The following is a 20,105-nucleotide window of genomic DNA, read 5'->3' as shown; positions in this document are numbered from 1 at the left end:
GGAGCATATATCGCTGGAGAGTAACATGGGCAACCCCCTTTTCAATGAGGCATTACGAATCTCTGAACAATTATAGCATATTGATTCGTGCTTCTGTAAAAAATGGGCCGATGCGCATGCGCATCGGCCCATTTTTTACAGAAGCACGAAATTTCCCTTATGCTTTTTTGTGCTGCTGCTCGGCTAATTCTTTGACGCGGTGGACATGGGTTTTATGGCAGATGACGGTGATATCATCCATCTCAACCACGATCATATCTTCCAGGCCGATGGTATACACGCGGCGTTTGGTGTTGTTGTACACGATGACGTTCTGGCTGCCCAGGCCGATGTGGGAACCTACCGCGTGGATGCCCTGGTCATCACAGGGGAAGAGCGCGCCGTACTGCTGCCAGTTGCCGACATCGTTCCAGCCCAATTGTGCCGGTATGACGGCCAGGTTCTGTGTCTTTTCGAGGATACCATAGTCGATGGAGATGGACTGAATCTCTGGCCATACCTTAGCCAGCGTGTCCTTGCTATGTTTGGTTGGAGCCGCATCGACGATGTCTTGTATCTGCCTGGCCACCTGTGGCAGGTGGGCCTCAAACTCGGCCAGAATAGCCTTGACGCTCCAGATAAAGATCCCCGCATTCCAGACGTAGTGTCCGTCATCAAGATAGCTCTGGGCGGTTTCCAGGTTGGGTTTCTCCACGAAACGTTCCACCTGGAATGCTTTGTAGCCGGCGCCCTGTGCCATCTCATCGGCGAAGCGAATATAGCCATAACCGGTTTCGGGCGAGGTCGGTTGGATGCCAATCGTGACTAGCTTGCCCTGCTCGGCCAGCTCATAGGCCAGGCCCAGAGTTTGACGCAGGCTTTTGACCTGTGTGATCACCGCGTCCGCGCTAAAGATGGCCATAATCGCATCTGGATCCTGCCGGGCGATCGACGCGGCGGCCCAGGCGATGGCGGGGGCCGAATTGCGCCCCATTGGTTCACGTAAAATATGGCTGGCGGGTATCGTTGGCAGATGTTCCTGTACCAGGTCCGCCATACCGTCCCCTGTGACAACCCAGGACTGTTCGGGAGTCACGAGTGGAGCAACACGGTCCAGCGTCTCCTGTATCATGCTTTGACCACTTGGAAGTGGGAGAAATTGTTTGGGAAAGCTGGGTGTACTCAGGGGCCATAAACGTGTGCCGCTGCCACCCGCTAAAATGACGGCATTAAGATGTTTCATAAAGAGCTTATCCGCCTCCTATTGCGAATCCTGCATTGTCAACTATGACTGATTGCGGAAATCTGTTGTCGCGTATCTAGTCTATGGGGGATTGTATCGGTGTTTGCAGCCGCTGTCAAACTGTAGAACTAAAATGCCAGGAGGACAGGACAGTCCTCCTGGCATACTATAGGCATCATGGGTGGATGTTGTTACAGGGCTTATTTGCTGACGCTTGCCACTTTTTCCATGATTGGGGTTGAAGGTGCCAGTGTTGTTTTAGGCGTCATATTTTGATAGCGATTTTTGAGCATATCGGTAGGGATGCGATACACGTCCTTGACCAGTCCTACTTTCTCCAGCGCCCGAATCAGGTAAGCTGAGAGATCGACCTGCCACCAGTGAAGGCCATGGAAGGCTGAGCGGGGGAAGGCGTGATGATTATTGTGCCAGCCCTCACCAAAGGCCAGCAGTCCAACGATCCATTCATTGCGGCTCTTATCAGTGGTTTCAAACTCGCGCTTGCCAAAGGTATGACAGATAGAGTTGACGCTCCAGGTTACATGGTGCACGATAAAGATACGTACCAGTCCCGCCCAGAGCAGGCCATGCCAGCCACCGATGGCCAGGGGGATAAGCAGAGAAAGCACCACCCACACCAGGAAGGTGCGACTGACAAAGACAACCATGCGATCATTGACCAGGTTGCGGCAATAGACATTGGGATCGGCCATACGATCTTTGAAGAGCCAGCCCAGGTGCGCGTGAACAAAGCCTTCGGTTGGGCTATGTGGATCACCCTCTTTATCGGCCTGCGCATGGTGCTTGACGTGGGTGGAGGCCCACTCTAAGGCCGATCCTTCCAGGGACATCGATCCAAAGACCAGCAAGAGGAACTTAATGATGGGATGGGCGCGAAAGCTGCGGTGCGTCAACATGCGATGAAAGCCGGCGGTAACGCCAAAGGTAATGCAGGTGTACATAATAAGCAGCATTACAATATCTGATAGGAAGACCGCTCTATTCCAGAGGGCCCACATCGCATATATCGTGGCCAGGAAGGGAAGTGTTACTACAAGTATAAGGACAGCTTTATACAGGGGACTGGATTTCATCAAACCTCCGATTGCGCTATTGCTAGATTTCATACATCTCTCTGCGAGACGAATCTTATCTGTGACTTATCTTGACAGTTGTTATGTAAGTAAGAGCCAATCTATTTCTGATTTGTTTCACACGATTTAGACAGGTCCCGATTTTCCTATGTTCGTTGTGTATGCACTGCTTCACAGCCGGCTGCTGCCTGCCGATAATGGACAGAGGGAAGAGAAGTGATGAGTACCATCATACTGATCCTCTAGTCAGGAGCCGTGCCAGTATGGTATGCTTGACGCACAATACTGTATAAAAATGTAATTGGATTGAGTTATTATGCTCATTGCGATTTATCGATAGAGAAGAACGTGGAAAACGAAGGACAACAGCGGCCTCGATCTGATCAGAGGCAATCAGAACAGCCAGGGTATTATGGATGGCAGTATGATCAGGATGCCACCGAAGTGAGGCCTCCCACTCCTTCAGGTGCTCCTCCTCGGTCATTTGCCTCTCCACCAGGACGGCCATTACCGCAGCATCCCTCGCAGGCACAGGATCCTCAACAGACACAGGTGCCTTCTAAATATCAGCAGCAATATCAGCAGCAATCCCAGCGACCGATGCAGGATATGGGCATGACTCTGGGGTTTGGTCAGGGGACCGAATATCAGTACTTTGACGTGCCCCAACCATCACAACCCATGGCCCAGTTGCGTCAGGAGCGCCTGCAGCAGTTGCGCGAAGAGCGTATGCGGCGTCAACAGCGCCGTATTCGTGGTGGGGATGTCACGGCCATGTTTCCCTGGAAGGGCGGGAACAGATCGGCACGGGCCGAGGCTGATAGTCTGCCACCTCCCAGTGGCTCGTTGAGTGCCAGTCCCAGGGTGCCGCGCACACCGGCCCCGCCATCTCAATTTTCGCCGCGGGTATCATTGCCAGATTACGACAATGAAGAGACGGTGGCTCCGATACGCGCGTCTACCCAGCCACCAGAGAGCCTGCGGCTGCCCAGGCGTGAGCCACCTACGGCTAACGCTAATGCCAATCTGCAGCCCGCGTCGTCTTCATCTCAAGACACCGGTATGATCCAGAAAGTGCGCGTAGGTCGCGCGATGTCGATTCTCACGATCGCGTTTGTGGCCAGTCGTATCCTGGGTATTTTGCGTACGTCAATGTTCGCCTATGTCTTTGGTACCAGTCCTGTTTCCGATGCGTACCTGCAGGCATTTTTGATCCCTGACTTTATTTTTAATATCGTTTCCGGTGGTGCTCTCAGCTCGGCCTTTATCCCTGTGTTCACTAATTATATGGTTGGTGAAAAAGACGAGCGGAAGGCCTGGCACGTAGCCAGTTCAGCCTTAAACCTGGCGATCACGATCATGACCGTCCTGGCATTGATTGGCATCATTTTTGCGCGTCAAATTGTTCCCATTTATAATATTGGAGCCCCACCTGCTCAGCTGGATCTGATTGCTTCTTTGACCCGCATCATGTTGTTGCAATCGGTCATTCTGGGTGGCGGTGTCATCGTGACGTCAGTGCTGAACGCGCAACAGGATTTCAAGCTTTCCGCTATCGGTTCGGTTCTCTATAATGTTGGCCTGATCGGTGGTCTGGTCCCTGGTATCTTCATTGCCTTTGCTGGCCGGGGCAACCCCCAGCTGGCTGTCTACTCCGCCACCTGGGGCGTGGTCGTTGGCGCTCTGCTACAGGTTGGCGCGCAGGTCCCTGGACTCGCGAAGGTGGGCATGAAGTATACCCGCTCGTTCGACTGGAAAGATCCAGGGGTAATACAGATCGCACGCTCAATGTTGCCGCGTATCGGCAACTCGGCAATGATCTATCTGTCGACATTCGTTGATCGCAACCTGATCTTGCTGGTTGTGGGCTCCGCCGGTGGTGGTGTCACCCAGTACTATCAGGCGTTCCAACTGGTGCTATTGCCTTTCGGTATCTTTGGTCTCTCACCGGCGACCGCCGTCTTTCCGACGCTGGCCGAAAACGTGGCCAAGGGACGCTTCGATCGTGTACGCAGCACAATTCTTGAGACGTTGCGTAGCGTCCTCTTTACAACGATCCCTTCCGGCATAGGATTGATCATTCTGGGCCTGCCTGTGATTCAGGTCCTTTTGCAGCATGGACATTATAATTTAGATAGTGCGCAGGCGACTTACTGGCCGTTGGCGGCGTTTTCGCTCGGCCTGGCGGGTCTTTGCGGAGTTGAATTATTAACGCGCTCGTTTTATGCCTTACGCGATACCAAGACACCGGTGATTGTGAGTATAGCGCAATTTGTGTTTAAGATCGCGTTGAGTCTGGTGGTGGTCAACGCGGCAGTCTGGGGAACCAACTGGGGTCTGGCGGCACTGGCTTTCTCGACCTCGGCGGCGAATATATTGGAGGCAACGGTTCTTTTCTGGCTATTAAATCAGCGCCTGGGAGGTCTGCAGGCCAGAGAACTGTTGCGATTTATCGGACGTGTATTGCTGGCCTCGCTGGCCATGGCAGTGGTGGTCTTTGTTGCGCGCGAGTTGCTCGACCGTCTTCTGGATACCACGAATGGACAGTCCACCGGTCTTATCGGTACTATTGAGGCGATGATCAAACTGGGCGTGGAAGTTTTTGTGGGCCTGTTTGTGTATGTACGCGCTTCGCGCTTCCTGGGTATCCAGGAATTGGGACCCATCAAGCGTATTCTGGATCGTCTCAAATTATCGTGGATATAGTTCAGGCTGGTTGGTGTGTATGAAAAAAGTACGTCTCTCTCTTATCGGCTTTGGCGTTGTTGGTCAGGGCCTGGCCGAACTTTTGCAGACGAAGCGGGATCTGTTGCGGCGTGAGTATGACCTGGATGTTGCGCTGGTGAGCGTGGCCAATAGCCGCCACGGCTTCATTTATCGTGAAGAGGGGCTGGATATCGCTACCCTGCTTGAACTGGCTGCGCGGCGTCAGCCTCTCACTCAGCATCCGGGTGTACGCCACTGGTCCAGTGCGCTGGAAGGTTTGCAGGCCACTCAGGCCGATATACTGGCTGAGGCGACCTGGACGAATCTGCGGGATGCCGAGCCGGGACTGAGCCATGTACGTACGGCTTTGCAGCAGGGAATGCACGTGACGCTGGCTAACAAAGGTCCAGCCGCTCTGGCCGCCAGCGAACTGCTGGATCTGGCTCGCCAGCAAGGGGTCCAGTTTCGGATGGAGGCCACTGTGATGGCGGGAACTCCTGTGCTGAGCACGGTGCGTGAGGGGATGGCCGGCGTTGAAGTGCACGCGGTACGTGGCATCCTTAATGGCACCACGAATTATATCTTGAGCGCCATGGCTCAAGGACGTGGCTATGCCGAGGTGCTGGCTGAGGCGCAGGCTCAGGGCTATGCCGAAGCAGATCCGACCGCGGATGTCGAAGGGTATGATGTGGTGGCCAAAACGGTGATCCTGGCCGCCCTGGTCTTTGGTCAGTTTATCAAGCCGGCTCAGGTTCAGCGTCAGGGTATTACCGGCGTTACGCTTGAACAGGTGCAGCAGGCTGCCCGTGATGGCAGACGCATCAAACTGATCGCATCGCTCTCCCGCGATGGGGAACAACTGCAGGCTAGTGTCGAACCCGTTGCTTTGCCGCTGGAGGATCCTCTGGCCCATGTCGATGGCGCCATGAACGCCATCACCTTCCATGGTGACTCCCTCTCTACCGTTACCATCAGCGGCCCCGGCGCTGGACGGCTACAGACCGGCCAGGGATTGCTGGCCGATGTGATCGCCATCGCTAAGACGCTATAAACAGATAACACCAATGGGGTCAATTTTTATATTACTGCAAGGGCGTGAATGCGCGCCCTTGCAGTAATATAAAAACCAGATCCCGCCGAGCCAGCGGCCGCCCGTACGGCGTATTTATCTCGCGGATTAATCGAGCTTCTCTTCTTGCTCTTCACCTTCTTCGGCATTGTCTATAATGTTGCCATCCTTGAACAGGATATTTTGCGCGGCCGCCTTCCACTTAGGTGTGCGGCGCAGCAGAAATTCCAGGTCCATCGAAAAGTGCAGGAACTCCTCTTCCTGCGAGTGCTGCATAATCGCCTTCGCCTCTGGATCTGGCTCCACTGAAATACGCTGCTGATACCAGTTGATCGCCTCGCATTCCTCCTGTAGCGACGTTATGATACGTGCGAATGTGCGTGTCTGAGGTGAAAGTTCTGCAGCAGGCTCATGATATTGATTTGTACCCATGTCTCTTATCTCTTTTCTTATAGCTAAAAATCTATCTGGCCGTATGCATATGTGTTTACCCGCTACCTTGAGTATCAAGGCTGTATCTGGTATAGGTATAGCATAAGTAGCATACTGTTTATTACACGATGATCTCTGCTCATTAGTTGTCCGGAAAGGTGAGTCAGAGGAATAATCGGGTTTTCCTGTAGAAAAACGGTGGCTTTCGCCCCAAATTGAAGGTATCATATTCTTTGAAGGAGCTATTCGGTCAGATCAAAGGAGATTATGGTGAATAGAGTTGAACATGCTGCGGGGCTGCACGCGACCCATATGGTTTTGAATCAGCCGCCGCCGCTGGTGAACTATAATGCGTTCACGCAGGACCAGACGTTAATGGATTGCGTACGGAGCGAAGGAGCAGACTGGGCCGAGGCGCGTTTGACTGAATTGGGCGCGTTAGTGGGGAGCGAGGAGGCCATCGATTGGGGTCAGACAGCCAACACGTCCGTGCCAGTTTTGCGTACCCATGATCGCTATGGCCAGCGTATCGACGAGGTAGCGTTCCATCCAGCCTGGCATGAACTTCTCCAGATGTCGGTAAAGCATGGGGCACACTCCCTTTCCTGGCGGCAGGAGCAGTCCCAGGGCAACCATGTGGCGCGGGCCGCTATTTTTTATTTATGTACCCAGGCCGAGGCCGGCCATGGTTGTCCCATCTCCATGACGCATGCCGCGTATCCTGTCTTGCGTGCATATCCCGAGGTAACCGCTCCCTGGCTGCCGCTACTGATCACCAATACCTATGATCCAGGTCTACGACCTGCTCAGGAGAAGCGGGGGCTGTTGTGTGGGATGGGGATGACCGAGAAGCAGGGAGGGTCAGATGTGCGAGCCAATACCACACAGGCCCGTCCGGTGATGTGGGAGCATGGCGAGCCGGCTTATGTATTAACGGGACACAAGTGGTTTTGCTCGGCCCCTATGAGCGATCTTTTCCTGGTGCTGGCTCAGGCTCCTGGTGGACTAACCTGCTTCTTGCTGCCACGTATCTTGCCCGATGGTACACGCAACAACTTCTTTCTGCAGCGCTTAAAAGATAAGCTGGGCAATCGTTCCAATGCCTCCAGCGAGGTGGAATTCGTGGACGCCTGGGCGCTACGGCTTGGTGAAGAGGGACGTGGGGTGCGAACGATTATCGAGATGGTCAATTGTACGCGCCTGGATTGTGTGCTGGGAACAGCTGCCCTGATGCGGCAGGGGGTGACCCAGGCCATTCACCATGCTACGTACCGCGAGGCCTTTGGCCGCTGCCTGTTGGAGCAGCCCTTGATGCGCAATGTTCTGGCTGATATGGCCATCGAGTCCGATGCCGCCACTATTCTGGCCTTCCGTCTCGCGCATGCCTGCGACCAGTCCCGATCCGATGCGCACGAGAGCCTTATCCAACGCCTGGGAACGGCCATCGCCAAATACTGGGTGACCAAACGAGGTCCGCAACTTGCCGCTGAGGCTCTGGAGTGCCTGGGAGGTAACGGCTATGTGGAGGAGAGCGGGATGCCGCGCCTGTATCGTGAGATGCCGGTCAATTCGGTTTGGGAAGGTTCTGGCAACGTTATCTGCCTGGACGTGCTGCGCTCGATAAGCAAAGATCCCCAGGCGCTCGATGCGTTTCTGGCTGAGATAGCGCGCGGCCGTTGCGCCGATCAGCGATTGGACAGGGCCAGTGCCCGTTTTCAGCACGAGCTCGTTGGTATGGCGCCGGAGGAACGTGAATGGCAGGCACGCCGCCTGGTTGAAAGGATGGCGCTTCTCTGGCAGGCATCTCTATTGGTCCAGCATGCACCCTCAGAGGTCGCTGATGCCTTCTGTGCATCACGGCTGGCGGAAGAAAGTGGCCATGCCTTTGGCACCTTGCCTGCAGGCGTGGATGTGGAACCTATTCTGACTCGTGCCTGGTCGGCGCTCTAATTATTAGCAGGCTTATGGGGCTGGCGACTCTCCATACCTGGAACCTCGAAGTGCAGGCGTACACTGCCGAAGGAGATCTGCGCTCCGTGGTTGAGCAGTTCTGGTTTCAGCGGGGTCAGCACCTGATCTTCCATCCGGGTCTTATTGCGGCTTTTGAGGTCTTCCAATGTAAAGAAGGTACCTTCAAAGCGGATACGCGCATGCTGGCGTGAAATGCTCATCTTTGGATCAATATGGCTGAGGTCCAGGTCGGGGCTCAGTCCTCGTTTGGGATCCAAGCGGCCAATGATGGTGCTGGGCTGTGTAAGCGCAATGCGCTGTGGATAGTCTCCCTGCTCAAAACATAGGTAAGCATAAACGCCCTGGCTGGTGGGCAGGTTGGCTGGTAACGGTTGCATGGATCGGGGCGCCTTTGCGGCATCAGCGGACGAGGCGGACTTTGTTCGCTTTACTGGCGCCTTTAAGGCGGCTTCCATTTCCGCCTGTGATATCTCCGCCGTATAGCTGATACTCCTGTCAAGTTCAGCTACTTTTTCATTGGAGGTAGCACCTGGAACGGGGCTCTGCCTTTGCGTCTGTTTCTGCACCTGTTCCAGCGCCATAAGCAGCTCATCCGCGTTGCTGAAGCGCCTGGCTGGATCTTTGGCCATTGCCCGCTCAACCAGTTGTTGTACCTCGTCAGGTGTCTGGTGCTTGAAGACGCGCATCGATGGAACCGGGCTACTGGTTTGCAGGATGCCCGTCTCAGCGGTCGTGCGCCCCACAAATGGGAGCCGACCCGTCACCAGGGTAAAGAGTAACAGACCCGCCTGGTAGATATCACTTTGAGGGCGGGATGGTTGGTGATTGATGTATTCCGGTGGCGCGTACCGGGGATCCAGATAGCCAATGTCTTCGTTGCTCTGACGGGGAACATAACGCAGCTGCTGTAGTAACGAACGCAGGCCGATATCATCAATCTGCACCCTGTCCTGTATACCGAGGGTATCAACAGTAATCAACTGCGGACGCAGGTCCAGGCCAAAGATGTCAGCGGCATGCAATGCCTTCAGACCAATGGTCAGCTGACGACAAAAATCCAGTGCTCGCGGCAGGTTAATGTTTTCCGTATCCAGCACATGTTGCAGTGTAATGCCCCGTGGAGGATCAGTAGCGATATAGATGCGTGTGCCATCCATACCCCAATCCAGCACGCGCAATATATGTGGAGAGTTGATGCCGCGGCGTTTCTCATATGGTCTCAGCAGGGCAGGAAGGGTATCCAGCAGATCAGTAGAAGGAATATTTAGCACATACAGTCCCACCACGTCATTTGTATTGTGGTTATAAGCTGTTGCTGTGGTCAACATGCCGCCGGCTGTAATAGTTTGTCCGATGCGGTAAATTCCACCAATGAGACGCGTATCACGTTGTGGCATAGCTATTCCTTTCAACTGAGGAGGAACGCACCTTCCTGATGCGCCGTATCGCTGCTGGCATTGTAACACAAACCAGGAATAGTGAGAATAATAGAGAAAGCCCGAAGCTCCTTTCTGGATGAGAAGAACTTCGGGCTTATGCGTGCAGGCTATCTCCAGTTATTAGTTGTAAAGGTGTTGCTTGATGTAAGCAGGAATGAGCCCCCAGTTATTTCCCTGTGGGACAACGATAGATTCACCATCGCTGGCGGTATCGATAGCCATCACGTTGCTGGTGCTCAGACCGATGTGCGCGGTATGCGGATCGTTCAGGTCCATTTTTTGTGAGAATAGACCCAGGTCGGCCAGCGACATGTTGGTGTGGACGGTCTTCTCCAGCGCGTCCATCGCACTGAAGAAGCGCGGCCAGGTGCCGATATCGCGCAGCTTGGCCAGGGCCGCTTTGATGATGATCTGCTGGCGCGCGGAACGCCCAAAGTCGGTTAATTCGGCCTGATTCTTAGAGGGCTTATCGCTACACACGCTCATGGGTTCGCGCGCGCGTGCGTAAGCAATCGCTGTCGCCCCATCCATATGCTGATTGCCCTTTTCGAAATCTACCACCCTCCAGCTGGCGTCTTTGGCGGCATCGTCATTGTTGGGATAGCAGGCATTGAATGAGTCTGGCACATAGACATCGACGCCACCAATAGAGTCGATAAACGTCTTAAAGCCGGTGAAGTCGATCATCATCCAATATTTGACGTCCATACCCGTGACCAGTGAAACCTTGGTGGTCATTGCATCGGCACCTGCCGTGCGATTCTGCCCGTTGTTGGAGGCTGTTTGGTAGACCGCGTTGATCTTTGAAAAGTTGCCCGAGTTTGGAGGATTCTGCACCCATAGGTCGCGGGGTATCGAAACCAGCGAGGTATGTCTGGTAGAAGGGATCATACTGATCACGACTAGCGAGTCGGTCAGGTTGGCTCCATCATGAGTGCCACCACCATAACCCATTACCAGCAGGTTGGTGCGTTGATCGGTGCTCATATAGCCCGTCTGTGTCGTAAGTGGTGCCTGAGTGGAGATGGCTGAACCAAAGGCCAGCGCGCGCTGTGTCGTAATCGCCCCAACAATGATGAGCACGACGAGGACGGCCAGGACGCTCAGGCAGCCGATCTTGCGCTTGTTCCTTCTCTTACGCGGCTTCATCGGCGGCTGCGGTGTATTGCCAGCCTGCCCACCCTGTCCAGGTCGTGGTCCAGGCCCTGGCTGATGAGAAGGATACGCATTGGGTGCGGGTTGCTGAGGCACATAGTTGTGCTGCTGATGTTGCGCTGGCGTATGCTGGTGCGGCTGGTTAAAGGGTTGCGCACCAGGCTGCTGTGGTGGAAATGGTTGTGCCGGACGTTGATTCTGCTGCTGCTGATGAAAGTTGCCAAGAATCAACTTTCCCTGAGGTCCCTGGCCCTGACCCGATTGTGGTTGATGCGGAGGGAATGCCTCGGTTGCATCGTCCGGTCGATAGCGATTATCCGACATTGTATATCCTTTGCTTAGAAATTTGTTGCGCTAGTATGATATAGCATAATACATGTTTTGGATCATTTGCTTGACCCCATGAATGTAAAGAATCGTGAATTATAGACTCTTACATAAAGACGATTCAAGGTTGGAGAAGTTTCATATTAATTTTTTTGACCTCATCTATCCCATCAAAGTACTAATGCAATTGCAGGCGCCTTCGGCGCCTAAGGGAATATGTGAGGTGAAGTGGGACCGGCCGCAGCCGGTCCCACTTCACCTCACATGAAAGAGGATGGGGTGAGATTGCGTCGGCGCGGAAGAGAGAAATGCGTCGGCGCAAGATGGTGTTTAGAGTTGTTGGTTGTGGCGATAGGCGACGATCTGGGCGATGATGGCCAGGGCGATCTCTTCGGGAGAGGTGGCACCGATGTTGAGGCCGATGGGTCCATGGATGCGGGCGATCTGCTCATCGCTGAGTCCCTGTTGTTTCAGGCGTTCGGCGCGTTCGGCACTGGTTTTGCGGCTACCGATTGCTCCTACATAGCCTGCGTGTCGTTCGAGAACGACTTTGAGGGTCGGCTCATCGAACTTGGGATCGTGTGTCAGGACGGCGATCGATGTCGATGGGTAGATTGGTCGCTGGGCTAAGATTTCGTCCGGCCAGGCCACGATTAATTCGTCTGCATGGGGGAAACGTTCTTCGGTCGCGAAGGCGGCGCGGGCATCGATCACAACGACGCGATAATTGAGGGTTTTCGCGAAGGTGGTGAGTGGAATGGCGATGTGACCGGCTCCGACGATAATCAGTTCGGGGGGTGGCGGGAAACCTTCTATGAAGACCTCCAGCGGTTGGGAACCCGTTTCTTCTGTGGTATAGGTGTGGGTCGAAGCGACTCCGTTCCAGATGGCCTGCGTGGCGTCCCCGATTACCTGTTGGTCGATGTGGGAGGAGCCCAGCGTCCCCCGGTTGCTGCCGTCGGGATAGATAAGCATCTTTGCCCCGACGTGTGCCGGGCCGCGCACCACTGTCGCGATGGCGATACCTTGCTCCTGTCCCAATCTATCCCTGAATTCTTCATAGAGTCCACCCATGGGATCTCCTCCTACCTTTGTTGTGTGTATGTGGCATGATGCGCCCGCACGGGATTATACGTTCAACGTTATGCATCAAAGCCGGGGCAAGCCCGGCACCTACGGGGTTTGCGGGGTTGGGGGTTACCAATCCAGGCGTTCAACGAAGACCCGGATGGTGCCACCGCAGGCGAGGCCGATTTTTTCGATGTTATCGGCTTCGCTGATGCCGAATTCGAGCAACTGGGGCTGGCCGTTTTTGATAACCTCCATGGCGGCCTGCACCACGGCTGGCTCGACACAGCCTCCGCTGACGGAGCCGGTTAGCTCACCTTTTTCGCTGACGGCCAGTTTGGCACCAGGAAGACGGGGCGCCGAGCCGATCATACTGATGACCGTCGCCACCGCGACCTTTTCACCCTGTGCACGCCATTTCTCAATATCGGGTAGTACGTCGCGCATATCTGTTTCCTCCGCGCTTAACTAAACAGCGCCTCTTGCATAGAATATCAATAACGTTTTTTGGGTTTGCTCCATGCCTCGACCGCTTTGCGCCGTGCGGCCGCGCTGCGATCCGGCCGACTCTCATTGATGTTGGAGAGAAGATGGCCCAGGTTGATCAGGCTATCCAGGTTGTTTGAGGGCAGGAAATCATCGATGAACGGGAGCGATGTTTTCATGCCGATGGTGAGTGGTCGATAGTCGGGTGAACCAAGCAATGGGTTGAGCCAGATCAGACGATGGCAGCTGCGTTGCAGACGATCCATCTCGATCTGCAGCGTCCCGGCCTCGCCCCGGTCCCAGCCATCGCTGATAATTAAGACCACGGCGCCGCGCCCAAGGACGCGCTTTGACCAGTGATAGTTAAAGTAGTGCAGGGCATCCCCGATGCGTGTTCCTCCCGACCAGTCCTGCACCGATTTAGAGACGTCGCGCACGGCGTCATCCACGTCGCGCCTCTTCAACTGGCGCGTGATGCGCGTCAGACGCGTGCCAAAGACAAAGGCTTCCACATTCATCAGGCCGTTTGAGACGGTATGAATGAAGTGGAGTAGCAGGCGTGAATAGAGGCTCATTGAGCCACTGATGTCACAGATAATGACCAGGGGGCGTGGCTTCTGCTTGATCTCACGCCACGTCAGCTCGATCATTTCCGCTCCATATTTGAGATTGCGCCTGACCATGCGTCGCATGTCGGGATACGAGCCTGTGCGAGCTGGAGCCTTGCGCCGGGTGGAACGTTGTCCCAGATTCCAGTGCATCTCGGACATCAGGCGCTTGGCTTCTTGCACTTCCTCCCAGGTAAAGTTCTCAAAGTCCTTCTTGCGCAGTTGTTCAATGGCGCTGTAGGCGGTTCCCTGCGGCTCGCCCAGGTCATTCTTCGTCTCTTTGTCGTCCTCCTCGGTTGTGCGTTTGCGTTCCGAGGGACGCATCTCGCCGCGCAGTTCTTTGCGCGTCTCACTGGTTTTCAGGTGCTCGGCCAGCCGTTTGCGTTCCGAGGGTGGCAGGCGCATCTGGCGCTCCTCGCGCTTGATGGCGTTGTTGGTATTGTTCTCAAGCTTTTTATCCAGGTTGTTCCGCAGCGACCAGAAGTAGTTAAACATCTGGTCGAAGATCGGTTCCTGCTCATGGCGCGTCAGGAGACTGCACTTGAGGGCGGCGTAAAAATCCTCTGGATTGGTGATATCAATAGCATTCAACGTCTCCGCCACCTCCAGAAGTTGATGCGGTCCGACGTTGATGCCTGATTCCCAGAGGAGACGACCAAACTCGGTCAGGCGATAGAGCAGGCGTTCTCCATACTCGATGTCTCTGGGGGTGAGCACCTGAGCCGCCTGCTCCTCTGGTGGTTGTGCGTTTGTCATCAGGAGGCTCCCCGTAGTTTCTGTAAGATTTTGCCGATGTCGAGTCCACCCACTTTGAGCAGATCATCCTGATATTTGAGCAGGGCGCCCAGCGAGTCGCGGACTGCGCCTTCTGTCAGTTCCTGTTGATCCAGGGCCAGTAACGAGCTCATCCAATCCAGCGTCTCCGCGATGCCCGGAGCTTTATACAGTTCCTGGTTGCGTAACTCATGGACGAAGTGGGTGACCTGCTTCGCCAGACGCTCGGGTGCCTCGGGCATGCGGGCCAGGATAATCTGATATTCTTTTTCCAGCGTCGGGAAATCGATCCAATAGTAGAGGCAGCGGCGGCGTAGCGCATCGTGAATCTCGCGTGTCCGATTGGACGTGATGATCACGAATGGAGGCTCTTTAGCCTGGATGGTGCCGATCTCTGGAATCGTGATCTGGAAGTCCGACAACAGCTCCAGCAGATAGGCTTCAAACTCTTCATCGCTACGATCCAGTTCATCGATGAGCAGCACCGGTGGGGTAGGGTTGCTGGGATCAATGGCCTGCAGAAGTGGACGCTGCATCAAGAAATCGGGGCCAAAGATCTCTTTCATCTCGGCTGGCTGATTAACGGCGCTGGCCTCTAGCAAACGAATGTGTAGCATCTGGCGCGTATAGTTCCACTCATAGACCGCCGTATTGATATCGATGCCCTCGTAACACTGCAGGCGGATCAGGCGCGTTCCCAGCAGGGTCGCCAGCACCTTGGCGATCTCTGTTTTGCCTACGCCGGGTTCACCTTCCAGTAAGAGTGGCTTACGTCGTTTGAGTGATAGAAAGATAGCAGTTGCCAGACTGCGATCTGTGATGTAATGTTGCTCGGACATTGCACGTTGTACATCTTCAATCGTTGCAAAGTTGTTCGGTTGGCTAAACTGTGCCTGCTCCAACGTAAGCCTGCCTTTCAAAACGTGCTAAGGTAGCATTTCCAATGAATAATGATAGTGTATCTTTTTTTGGCGAGAATTAAATCAAGATCTGACCATCTTTAAGGAAGAGGGTATCATCGATCCATACCTCACCGGATGTACGCAGATCGCAGACCATGTCCCAGTGCAGGGCGGACTTGTTGAGTCCTCCGGTCTCGGGATAGCTGGCGCCCAGGGCCATGTGGATGGTGCCACCCATCTTCTCATCAAATAAGATTTGTTTGGTGGCCTGGGTGACACCCTTATTGATGCCGAAGGCGAACTCTCCCAGGTAGCGAGCCCCGTCATCCATATTGAGCATCTGCTGCAGATAGTCATTACCCTGGCGCGCGCTGGCCTCGACGACCTTACCTTCCTGGAATACCAGGCGTACCCCCTCGACGGACCTCCCGCCGTAAGTGGCCGGGACATCGAATTGTATCACACCGTTGGCGCTGTTCTCAATGGGACCGGTGAAGAACTCGCCACTGGGGAAGTTGCGTTTGCCATCGCTATTGATAAAGATGCGATCGGCGATCGATAGTCTGAGATCTGTGCCCTCGCCCAGCACATGGACCTGTTTTTTGCCCACCAGCCAATCGACATAGCGCTGCTGGCGGCCGGCCAGTTCCTTCCAGCGTGCAATAGGATCGGGATCGTTCAGGAAGCAGACATCAAAGACAAACTCTTCAAATTCTTTCAGGGACATGTTGGCTTCCTGGGCATAGCCGGTGGTGGGATAGAGAGTGCCACACCAGCGAAACTCACCGGCCTGTTCGCGCTGACGGAACGTCGATGCGATCGAGCGAGAGGCCTGCTGACGTTTGGCACTGCGCGCCGGTGGAACGGTGCTCAACGCTTTAGGATTGTTGCTGGATGAAATATTCAAGCGAGCGGTTGCCTTCTCTGCCATCATCAGGGTGACCGGCGAAAGTGTTGTGAGCTGACTATCGCTTCCTTCACGTAACAGGATCTGCGTCAATTCTTCAAGTTCGATCAGAGGAATCGGCTGGGCCCCGACTCGTAGCGCCTCGCGATAGACGGCCTCAATTAACGGTGTCGCCAGCGGCGTTGCCTGGATGGCGAGGATATCCCCCGGCTTGAGATAGAGACAGTAGTGGACCAGTGTATGCGCCCAGCGCTCTATGCGGATATCGTTCATGAGTTCATGGCTTCTTTCTAGCGATGGATGAGATCTTAGATATGTCTCCTTATTATACAAACTTTATGAGGGTGGCTGCTTCTCAATAGTATGGGGCACTGGCGCCCCCATACTCGCATCCGCTTCGCGGATGCGCTAATTTTGTAATCTGGTGCATGGGCTGTGCATTCGCACAGCCCATGCACCAGATTACAAAATTAAGCAGAGAAGCTGCTTTCTGCGCTCTTGAGACGTGAGGTGCAAGGTTCTCCCTGCACCAAACCATATATAATGGATTACGGAGCACCGCAGGTGAGAACACGCTCGGCGGCATGCTGATTCCCAACATGTGGGGAATTAGCATGCCGCCGGGCGGATATACGATGTGTTAAATACGCTCGATGGCTTTGAGAATAGTGCGACGAGCAACTACGGCGGCCATTTTGCGGCGATACTCTTCGGAACCGTGGATGTCCGAAATCACATCCTCACCGTCGGTGGCGTGGCTGACGGCTGCGCTGATCGTTGACTCATCCAGCTGCTTGCCCACCAGCGCGCTCTCGACCGCTTTGGCACGAATGGTGCGTACGGTTGCGCCGGTGATGGCGATGCTGGCCGCTGAGCAGGTCCCATCGCTGCCACGTGTGATGACGGCCGCGCAGCCAGCGATAGCATAATGAGATGCCCGGTTAGCCAGTTTCTCATAGGCCGATCCGGTCTGGGCAGCCGGGATCGGCAGGCGCAGTTCGACGACGATCTCTGTGGGCTCCAATGCGGTCGTAAAGGTATCCACGAAGAAATCGTCGGCCGCGATTGTGCGCTGCCCCTGTGGTCCCCGCACCACAATTTCAGCCTTCAATGCCAGGACGATACCCGGCATATCGGCGGCGGGATCGGAGTGGGCGATGCTGCCACCAATGGTGCCGCGATTGCGCACCTGCTGGTCGCCGATCATCGCCGTTCCCTCTGGCAGCAAAGGAAAATGCTTGCGCAACAGATCGGATTTTTCAATCTGACTATAGGTCGTCAGGGCGCCCACGGCGATGCTTCCCTGCTCCTCACGGATGTAGGAGAGGCTGCTGATCCTGGCGATATCGATCAGGTGTTCCGGCTGGGACAGGCGCAGCTTCATAGCCGGAATCAGGCTATGGCCGCCGGCCAGCACCTTTGCCTCATCTCCGTACTGTTGCAAAAGCGCGATAGCCTCGTCCACCGTTGTGGCGGGATGATAATCGAATGCTGCTGGTACAGACATACATGTTTCCTCTCTATTGCTTATGGATGATCCGCCACAACTTTTCAGGCTTAAGCGGCATATCGACATGATTGACACTCAGAGCATCGGCTACGGCAGCCGCGACCGCTGGTGTCGAACCGATCGTGCCAGCTTCTCCAACGCCCTTGACACCCAGTGGGTTGACGGTCGTTGGCGTGACGGTATGATCTAGCTCAAAGAACGGCAACTCTGGCGCGATCGGCATGGCGTAATCCATGAAGGTCGACGTCAGCAATTGTCCGTCTTCATTATAAACCACTTCTTCGTACATCGCTTGCCCCACGCCCTGCGCGATGCCACCATGCACCTGTCCGGCAACGATGAGAGGATTGAGCTGTTTGCCACAGTCATCGACTGCCACATAGCGCGTGATCTCGGGTTCTCCCGTATCCTGATCGATCTCAACGACGCAGATGTGGGTACCAAATGGGAAGGTACAGGCTTCAGGCTCAAAAAAGACGGTGGTCTCCAGTCCCGGTTCGATTCCGGGAGCCAGTGTATTGGATGTATTGGCGGTGGCGGCCACATCTTCGAACGAGACAGATTTTTGCGGTGAGCCGGCAACGGTAAACTTGCCATCTTCCACCTCGATGTCGGAGGCGCTGGCCTCCAGCATGGCGGCGGCGATGGTTTTCATCTTCTCTTTCAGGCGCGTCGATGCCTGATAGACGGCCGTTCCTCCGACGGCGGTGGTGCGGCTACCATAGGTGCCACGTCCTTCAGGGGTGGAATCTGTATCGCCGTGCAGGACCAGGACCTTCTCCTGTGGAATGCCGAATTCACTGGCCACGATCTGCGCGAAGGTTGTTTCTTCACCCTGTCCATGGGGCGACGACCCCGTATAGACCATCACCGTTCCGGTCTGCTCGATGCGCACGCGGGCGCTTTCGTACAGGCCGAAGGGGGTAGTCCCTTTGGGTCCAATGCCGCAGATCTCAACGTATGACGAGATGCCGATGCCCATCAGCTTTCCCTGAGCGCGCGCACGTTTCTGGTCCTCGCGCAGCATATCATAGTGGATAATATCCATGGCCTTTTCAAGGGCCGCGGCGTAGTTGCCGCTATCGTAGAGGGCGCCAGTCGCCATCGTATGTGGGAACTGCTCTGGCTGCACGAAGTTGCGCAGGCGAATCTCAGCTGGATCACGCTTGAGCTCATTGGCTACCAGGTCCATGGCTCGCTCAACCATATAGGTGGCCTCGGGACGGCCCGCGCCGCGATATGCGTCCGTTGGTGCCTTATTGGTAAAGACGGTGTCGCAGCTACTGTAGATATTGGGAATATCATAACAGCCGCTGAGCATGGGCAGCGTAAAGGCGATCGCAATCACGTCGGTGAAGAACTGTAGATAGGCGCCCAGGTCCGAAATGATATGGAATTTGAGCCCGACGACTTTTCCGTCCTGGGTGGCGGCCGCCTCAACATAATTGACCTGGTCGCGGCCATGGATGGTGGCTGCCAGATTCTCATCCCGATCCTCGATCCATTTCACCGGGCGACCTGTCTTCATGGCCGCGAAGGCGGCCAACGCCTCTTCTGGATAAATATTCAGTTTACAGCCGAAACCGCCTCCCACCTCTGGCACAATCACGCGTACCCGGTGCTGGGCTAGCCCGAGTTGTTCCGCCAGGTAGTTGCGCAGTAGATGGGGAATCTGGGACGAACTCCACAGGTTGAGCGATTTATCGGACTTCCTGAACTCCGCTACAACCCCTCTGGTCTCCATGGGAGATGGAGCCACGCGCTGATTGACAAAGCGCTCTTTGACGACGACGCCACCATTGGCTACTGTCTCGGCAAATACCTTGTCGATAGCTTCAGATGAAGGACGAAGCGAGACAGCGATATTGCTCTTGAAATCTTCATAGAGCAGCGGGGCATCAGGCTGCATAGCTTGTTCGATATCGATGGCCGCCGGTAGCGGCTCATAATCTACGTCGATGAGATCCAGGGCATCGCGGGCCACATAGCGGTTTTCCGCGATGACGATGGCCACTGGATCTCCATAGAAGCGGACCTTATTTTCGGCCAGCGGCAGGCGCCGTCCCATCCCATTGGTGATATGTGGGGGGAGAGGTGCGGCCACAGGGATATTGCCAACGGTACCTTTTAGATCTTGCGCGGTATAGACTGCGACCACACCAGGAAGCTGGCGGGCGGCGTCCGTATTGATGCTGTTGATTCTGGCGTGTCCGTAGGTGCTACGAAATACCGCCATGTGGAGCATACCTAGAAGCTTGATGTCATCGACATAGGTTGCTTGACCAGTAATCAAGCGGGGATCCTCGCGCCGTTTAATCGGCGTCCCAAGCATAGCTGCAATGCCCATGAGTATACATATCCTTTCTCATACGTTGAGAAATGAAACTTACTCCATACACAACACTGGTTAGAGAGCATCCTTGCGCAACAAAAAG

15 protein-coding genes are annotated in these 20,105 nt (G+C 55.0%); 3 read left to right on the top strand and 12 right to left on the bottom strand.

Features of this window, described 5'->3' with window-relative positions; genetic code table 11:
• Window positions 1-157 precede the first annotated feature (157 nt).
• Window positions 158-1,222, bottom strand: coding sequence for a mannose-1-phosphate guanylyltransferase (locus tag KTT_RS01810; RefSeq protein ID WP_126594359.1), 1,065 nt, complete (start codon window positions 1,220-1,222; stop codon window positions 158-160).
• A 200-nt stretch (window positions 1,223-1,422) separates the two neighbouring features.
• Window positions 1,423-2,349, bottom strand: coding sequence for an acyl-CoA desaturase (locus KTT_RS01805; RefSeq protein WP_235845570.1), 927 nt, complete (start codon window positions 2,347-2,349; stop codon window positions 1,423-1,425).
• A gap of 315 nt (window positions 2,350-2,664) precedes the next feature.
• On the opposite strand from KTT_RS01805, the gene murJ reads away from it, so the two are divergent.
• Together murJ and KTT_RS01795 are read left to right on the top strand one after the other, a co-directional pair.
• A complete protein-coding gene (murJ, locus tag KTT_RS01800) occupies window positions 2,665-5,022 on the top strand; it encodes a murein biosynthesis integral membrane protein MurJ (protein WP_126594358.1) in 2,358 nt (785 codons plus the stop codon).
• Window positions 5,023-5,041: 19 nt separating this feature from the next.
• Complete coding sequence (locus KTT_RS01795) at window positions 5,042-6,073, top strand: homoserine dehydrogenase (RefSeq protein ID WP_160145581.1); 1,032 nt, start codon at window positions 5,042-5,044, stop codon at window positions 6,071-6,073.
• Between the two features lie 126 nt (window positions 6,074-6,199).
• Here the strand turns inward: KTT_RS01795 and KTT_RS01790 are convergent, their stop codons facing one another.
• A complete protein-coding gene (locus KTT_RS01790) occupies window positions 6,200-6,523 on the bottom strand; it encodes a ferritin family protein (RefSeq protein ID WP_126594356.1) in 324 nt (107 codons plus the stop codon).
• 267 nt (window positions 6,524-6,790) lie between these two features.
• On the opposite strand from KTT_RS01790, the gene KTT_RS01785 reads away from it, so the two are divergent.
• Window positions 6,791-8,473: an isovaleryl-CoA dehydrogenase gene (locus tag KTT_RS01785; RefSeq protein ID WP_126594355.1), complete on the top strand. Its 1,683-nt coding sequence runs from the start codon at window positions 6,791-6,793 to the stop codon at window positions 8,471-8,473.
• Here KTT_RS01785 and KTT_RS01780 read toward each other — a convergent pair.
• The 9 genes from KTT_RS01780 to KTT_RS01740 form a co-directional block, all read right to left on the bottom strand.
• The gene (locus KTT_RS01780) at window positions 8,470-9,891 is read right to left on the bottom strand and encodes an FHA domain-containing serine/threonine-protein kinase (RefSeq protein WP_126594354.1); all 1,422 of its coding nucleotides are present in this window, start codon (window positions 9,889-9,891) and stop codon (window positions 8,470-8,472) included. The two genes, KTT_RS01785 and KTT_RS01780, sit on opposite strands and share 4 nt — an antisense overlap.
• A gap of 162 nt (window positions 9,892-10,053) precedes the next feature.
• On the bottom strand, window positions 10,054-11,412 hold the full coding sequence (locus KTT_RS01775; protein WP_126594353.1) for an LCP family protein: 1,359 nt from the start codon (window positions 11,410-11,412) through the stop codon (window positions 10,054-10,056).
• 333 nt (window positions 11,413-11,745) lie between these two features.
• Window positions 11,746-12,489, bottom strand: a complete 744-nt coding sequence (locus KTT_RS01770) for an XdhC family protein (RefSeq protein WP_126594352.1) — start codon at window positions 12,487-12,489, stop codon at window positions 11,746-11,748.
• Window positions 12,490-12,612: 123 nt separating this feature from the next.
• Window positions 12,613-12,930: an XdhC family protein gene (locus tag KTT_RS01765; protein ID WP_126594351.1), complete on the bottom strand. Its 318-nt coding sequence runs from the start codon at window positions 12,928-12,930 to the stop codon at window positions 12,613-12,615.
• A gap of 47 nt (window positions 12,931-12,977) precedes the next feature.
• Entirely contained in the window at window positions 12,978-14,333 is a 1,356-nt protein-coding gene (locus tag KTT_RS01760) for a vWA domain-containing protein (protein WP_126594350.1), read from the bottom strand.
• The gene (locus KTT_RS01755; RefSeq protein ID WP_126594349.1) at window positions 14,333-15,190 is read right to left on the bottom strand and encodes an AAA family ATPase; all 858 of its coding nucleotides are present in this window, start codon (window positions 15,188-15,190) and stop codon (window positions 14,333-14,335) included. Before KTT_RS01755 ends, KTT_RS01760 begins: the two co-directional genes overlap by 1 nt.
• Before the next feature lie 139 nt (window positions 15,191-15,329).
• Window positions 15,330-16,433 carry an aminopeptidase gene (locus KTT_RS01750; RefSeq protein WP_126594348.1) on the bottom strand — a complete coding sequence of 368 codons (1,104 nt, stop codon included), beginning with the start codon at window positions 16,431-16,433 and terminating at the stop codon, window positions 15,330-15,332.
• 367 nt (window positions 16,434-16,800) lie between these two features.
• Complete coding sequence (locus KTT_RS01745; RefSeq protein ID WP_126594347.1) at window positions 16,801-17,667, bottom strand: FAD binding domain-containing protein; 867 nt, start codon at window positions 17,665-17,667, stop codon at window positions 16,801-16,803.
• 13 nt (window positions 17,668-17,680) lie between these two features.
• On the bottom strand, window positions 17,681-20,017 hold the full coding sequence (locus tag KTT_RS01740; protein ID WP_126594346.1) for a xanthine dehydrogenase family protein molybdopterin-binding subunit: 2,337 nt from the start codon (window positions 20,015-20,017) through the stop codon (window positions 17,681-17,683).
• Window positions 20,018-20,105: the final 88 nt, after the last annotated feature.

This window comes from Dictyobacter aurantiacus, assembly GCF_003967515.1.
In the GTDB taxonomy this organism is placed as follows: domain Bacteria; phylum Chloroflexota; class Ktedonobacteria; order Ktedonobacterales; family Ktedonobacteraceae; genus Dictyobacter; species Dictyobacter aurantiacus.
Note: the sequence above shows the minus strand (reverse complement) of the source record. Positions and strands in the feature narration are given on the sequence as shown.

Excerpts from the sequence above, each read along its gene's own strand:
- KTT_RS01745 (WP_126594347.1), bottom strand. The coding sequence starts at position 17,667 with ATGTCTGTACCAGCAGCATTCGATTATCATCCCGCCACAACGGTGGAC.
- KTT_RS01785 (WP_126594355.1), top strand. The coding sequence starts at position 6,791 with ATGGTGAATAGAGTTGAACATGCTGCGGGGCTGCACGCGACCCATATG.
- KTT_RS01775 (WP_126594353.1), bottom strand. The coding sequence starts at position 11,412 with ATGTCGGATAATCGCTATCGACCGGACGATGCAACCGAGGCATTCCCT.
- KTT_RS01765 (WP_126594351.1), bottom strand. The coding sequence starts at position 12,930 with ATGCGCGACGTACTACCCGATATTGAGAAATGGCGTGCACAGGGTGAA.
- KTT_RS01780 (WP_126594354.1), bottom strand. The coding sequence starts at position 9,891 with ATGCCACAACGTGATACGCGTCTCATTGGTGGAATTTACCGCATCGGA.
- KTT_RS01805 (WP_235845570.1), bottom strand. The coding sequence starts at position 2,349 with ATGAAATCTAGCAATAGCGCAATCGGAGGTTTGATGAAATCCAGTCCC.
- KTT_RS01755 (WP_126594349.1), bottom strand. The coding sequence starts at position 15,190 with ATGTCCGAGCAACATTACATCACAGATCGCAGTCTGGCAACTGCTATC.
- KTT_RS01795 (WP_160145581.1), top strand. The coding sequence starts at position 5,042 with ATGAAAAAAGTACGTCTCTCTCTTATCGGCTTTGGCGTTGTTGGTCAG.
- KTT_RS01740 (WP_126594346.1), bottom strand. The coding sequence starts at position 20,017 with ATGGGCATTGCAGCTATGCTTGGGACGCCGATTAAACGGCGCGAGGAT.
- KTT_RS01760 (WP_126594350.1), bottom strand. The coding sequence starts at position 14,333 with ATGACAAACGCACAACCACCAGAGGAGCAGGCGGCTCAGGTGCTCACC.
- KTT_RS01750 (WP_126594348.1), bottom strand. The coding sequence starts at position 16,433 with ATGAACGATATCCGCATAGAGCGCTGGGCGCATACACTGGTCCACTAC.
- KTT_RS01790 (WP_126594356.1), bottom strand. The coding sequence starts at position 6,523 with ATGGGTACAAATCAATATCATGAGCCTGCTGCAGAACTTTCACCTCAG.
- KTT_RS01770 (WP_126594352.1), bottom strand. The coding sequence starts at position 12,489 with ATGGGTGGACTCTATGAAGAATTCAGGGATAGATTGGGACAGGAGCAA.
- KTT_RS01810 (WP_126594359.1), bottom strand. The coding sequence starts at position 1,222 with ATGAAACATCTTAATGCCGTCATTTTAGCGGGTGGCAGCGGCACACGT.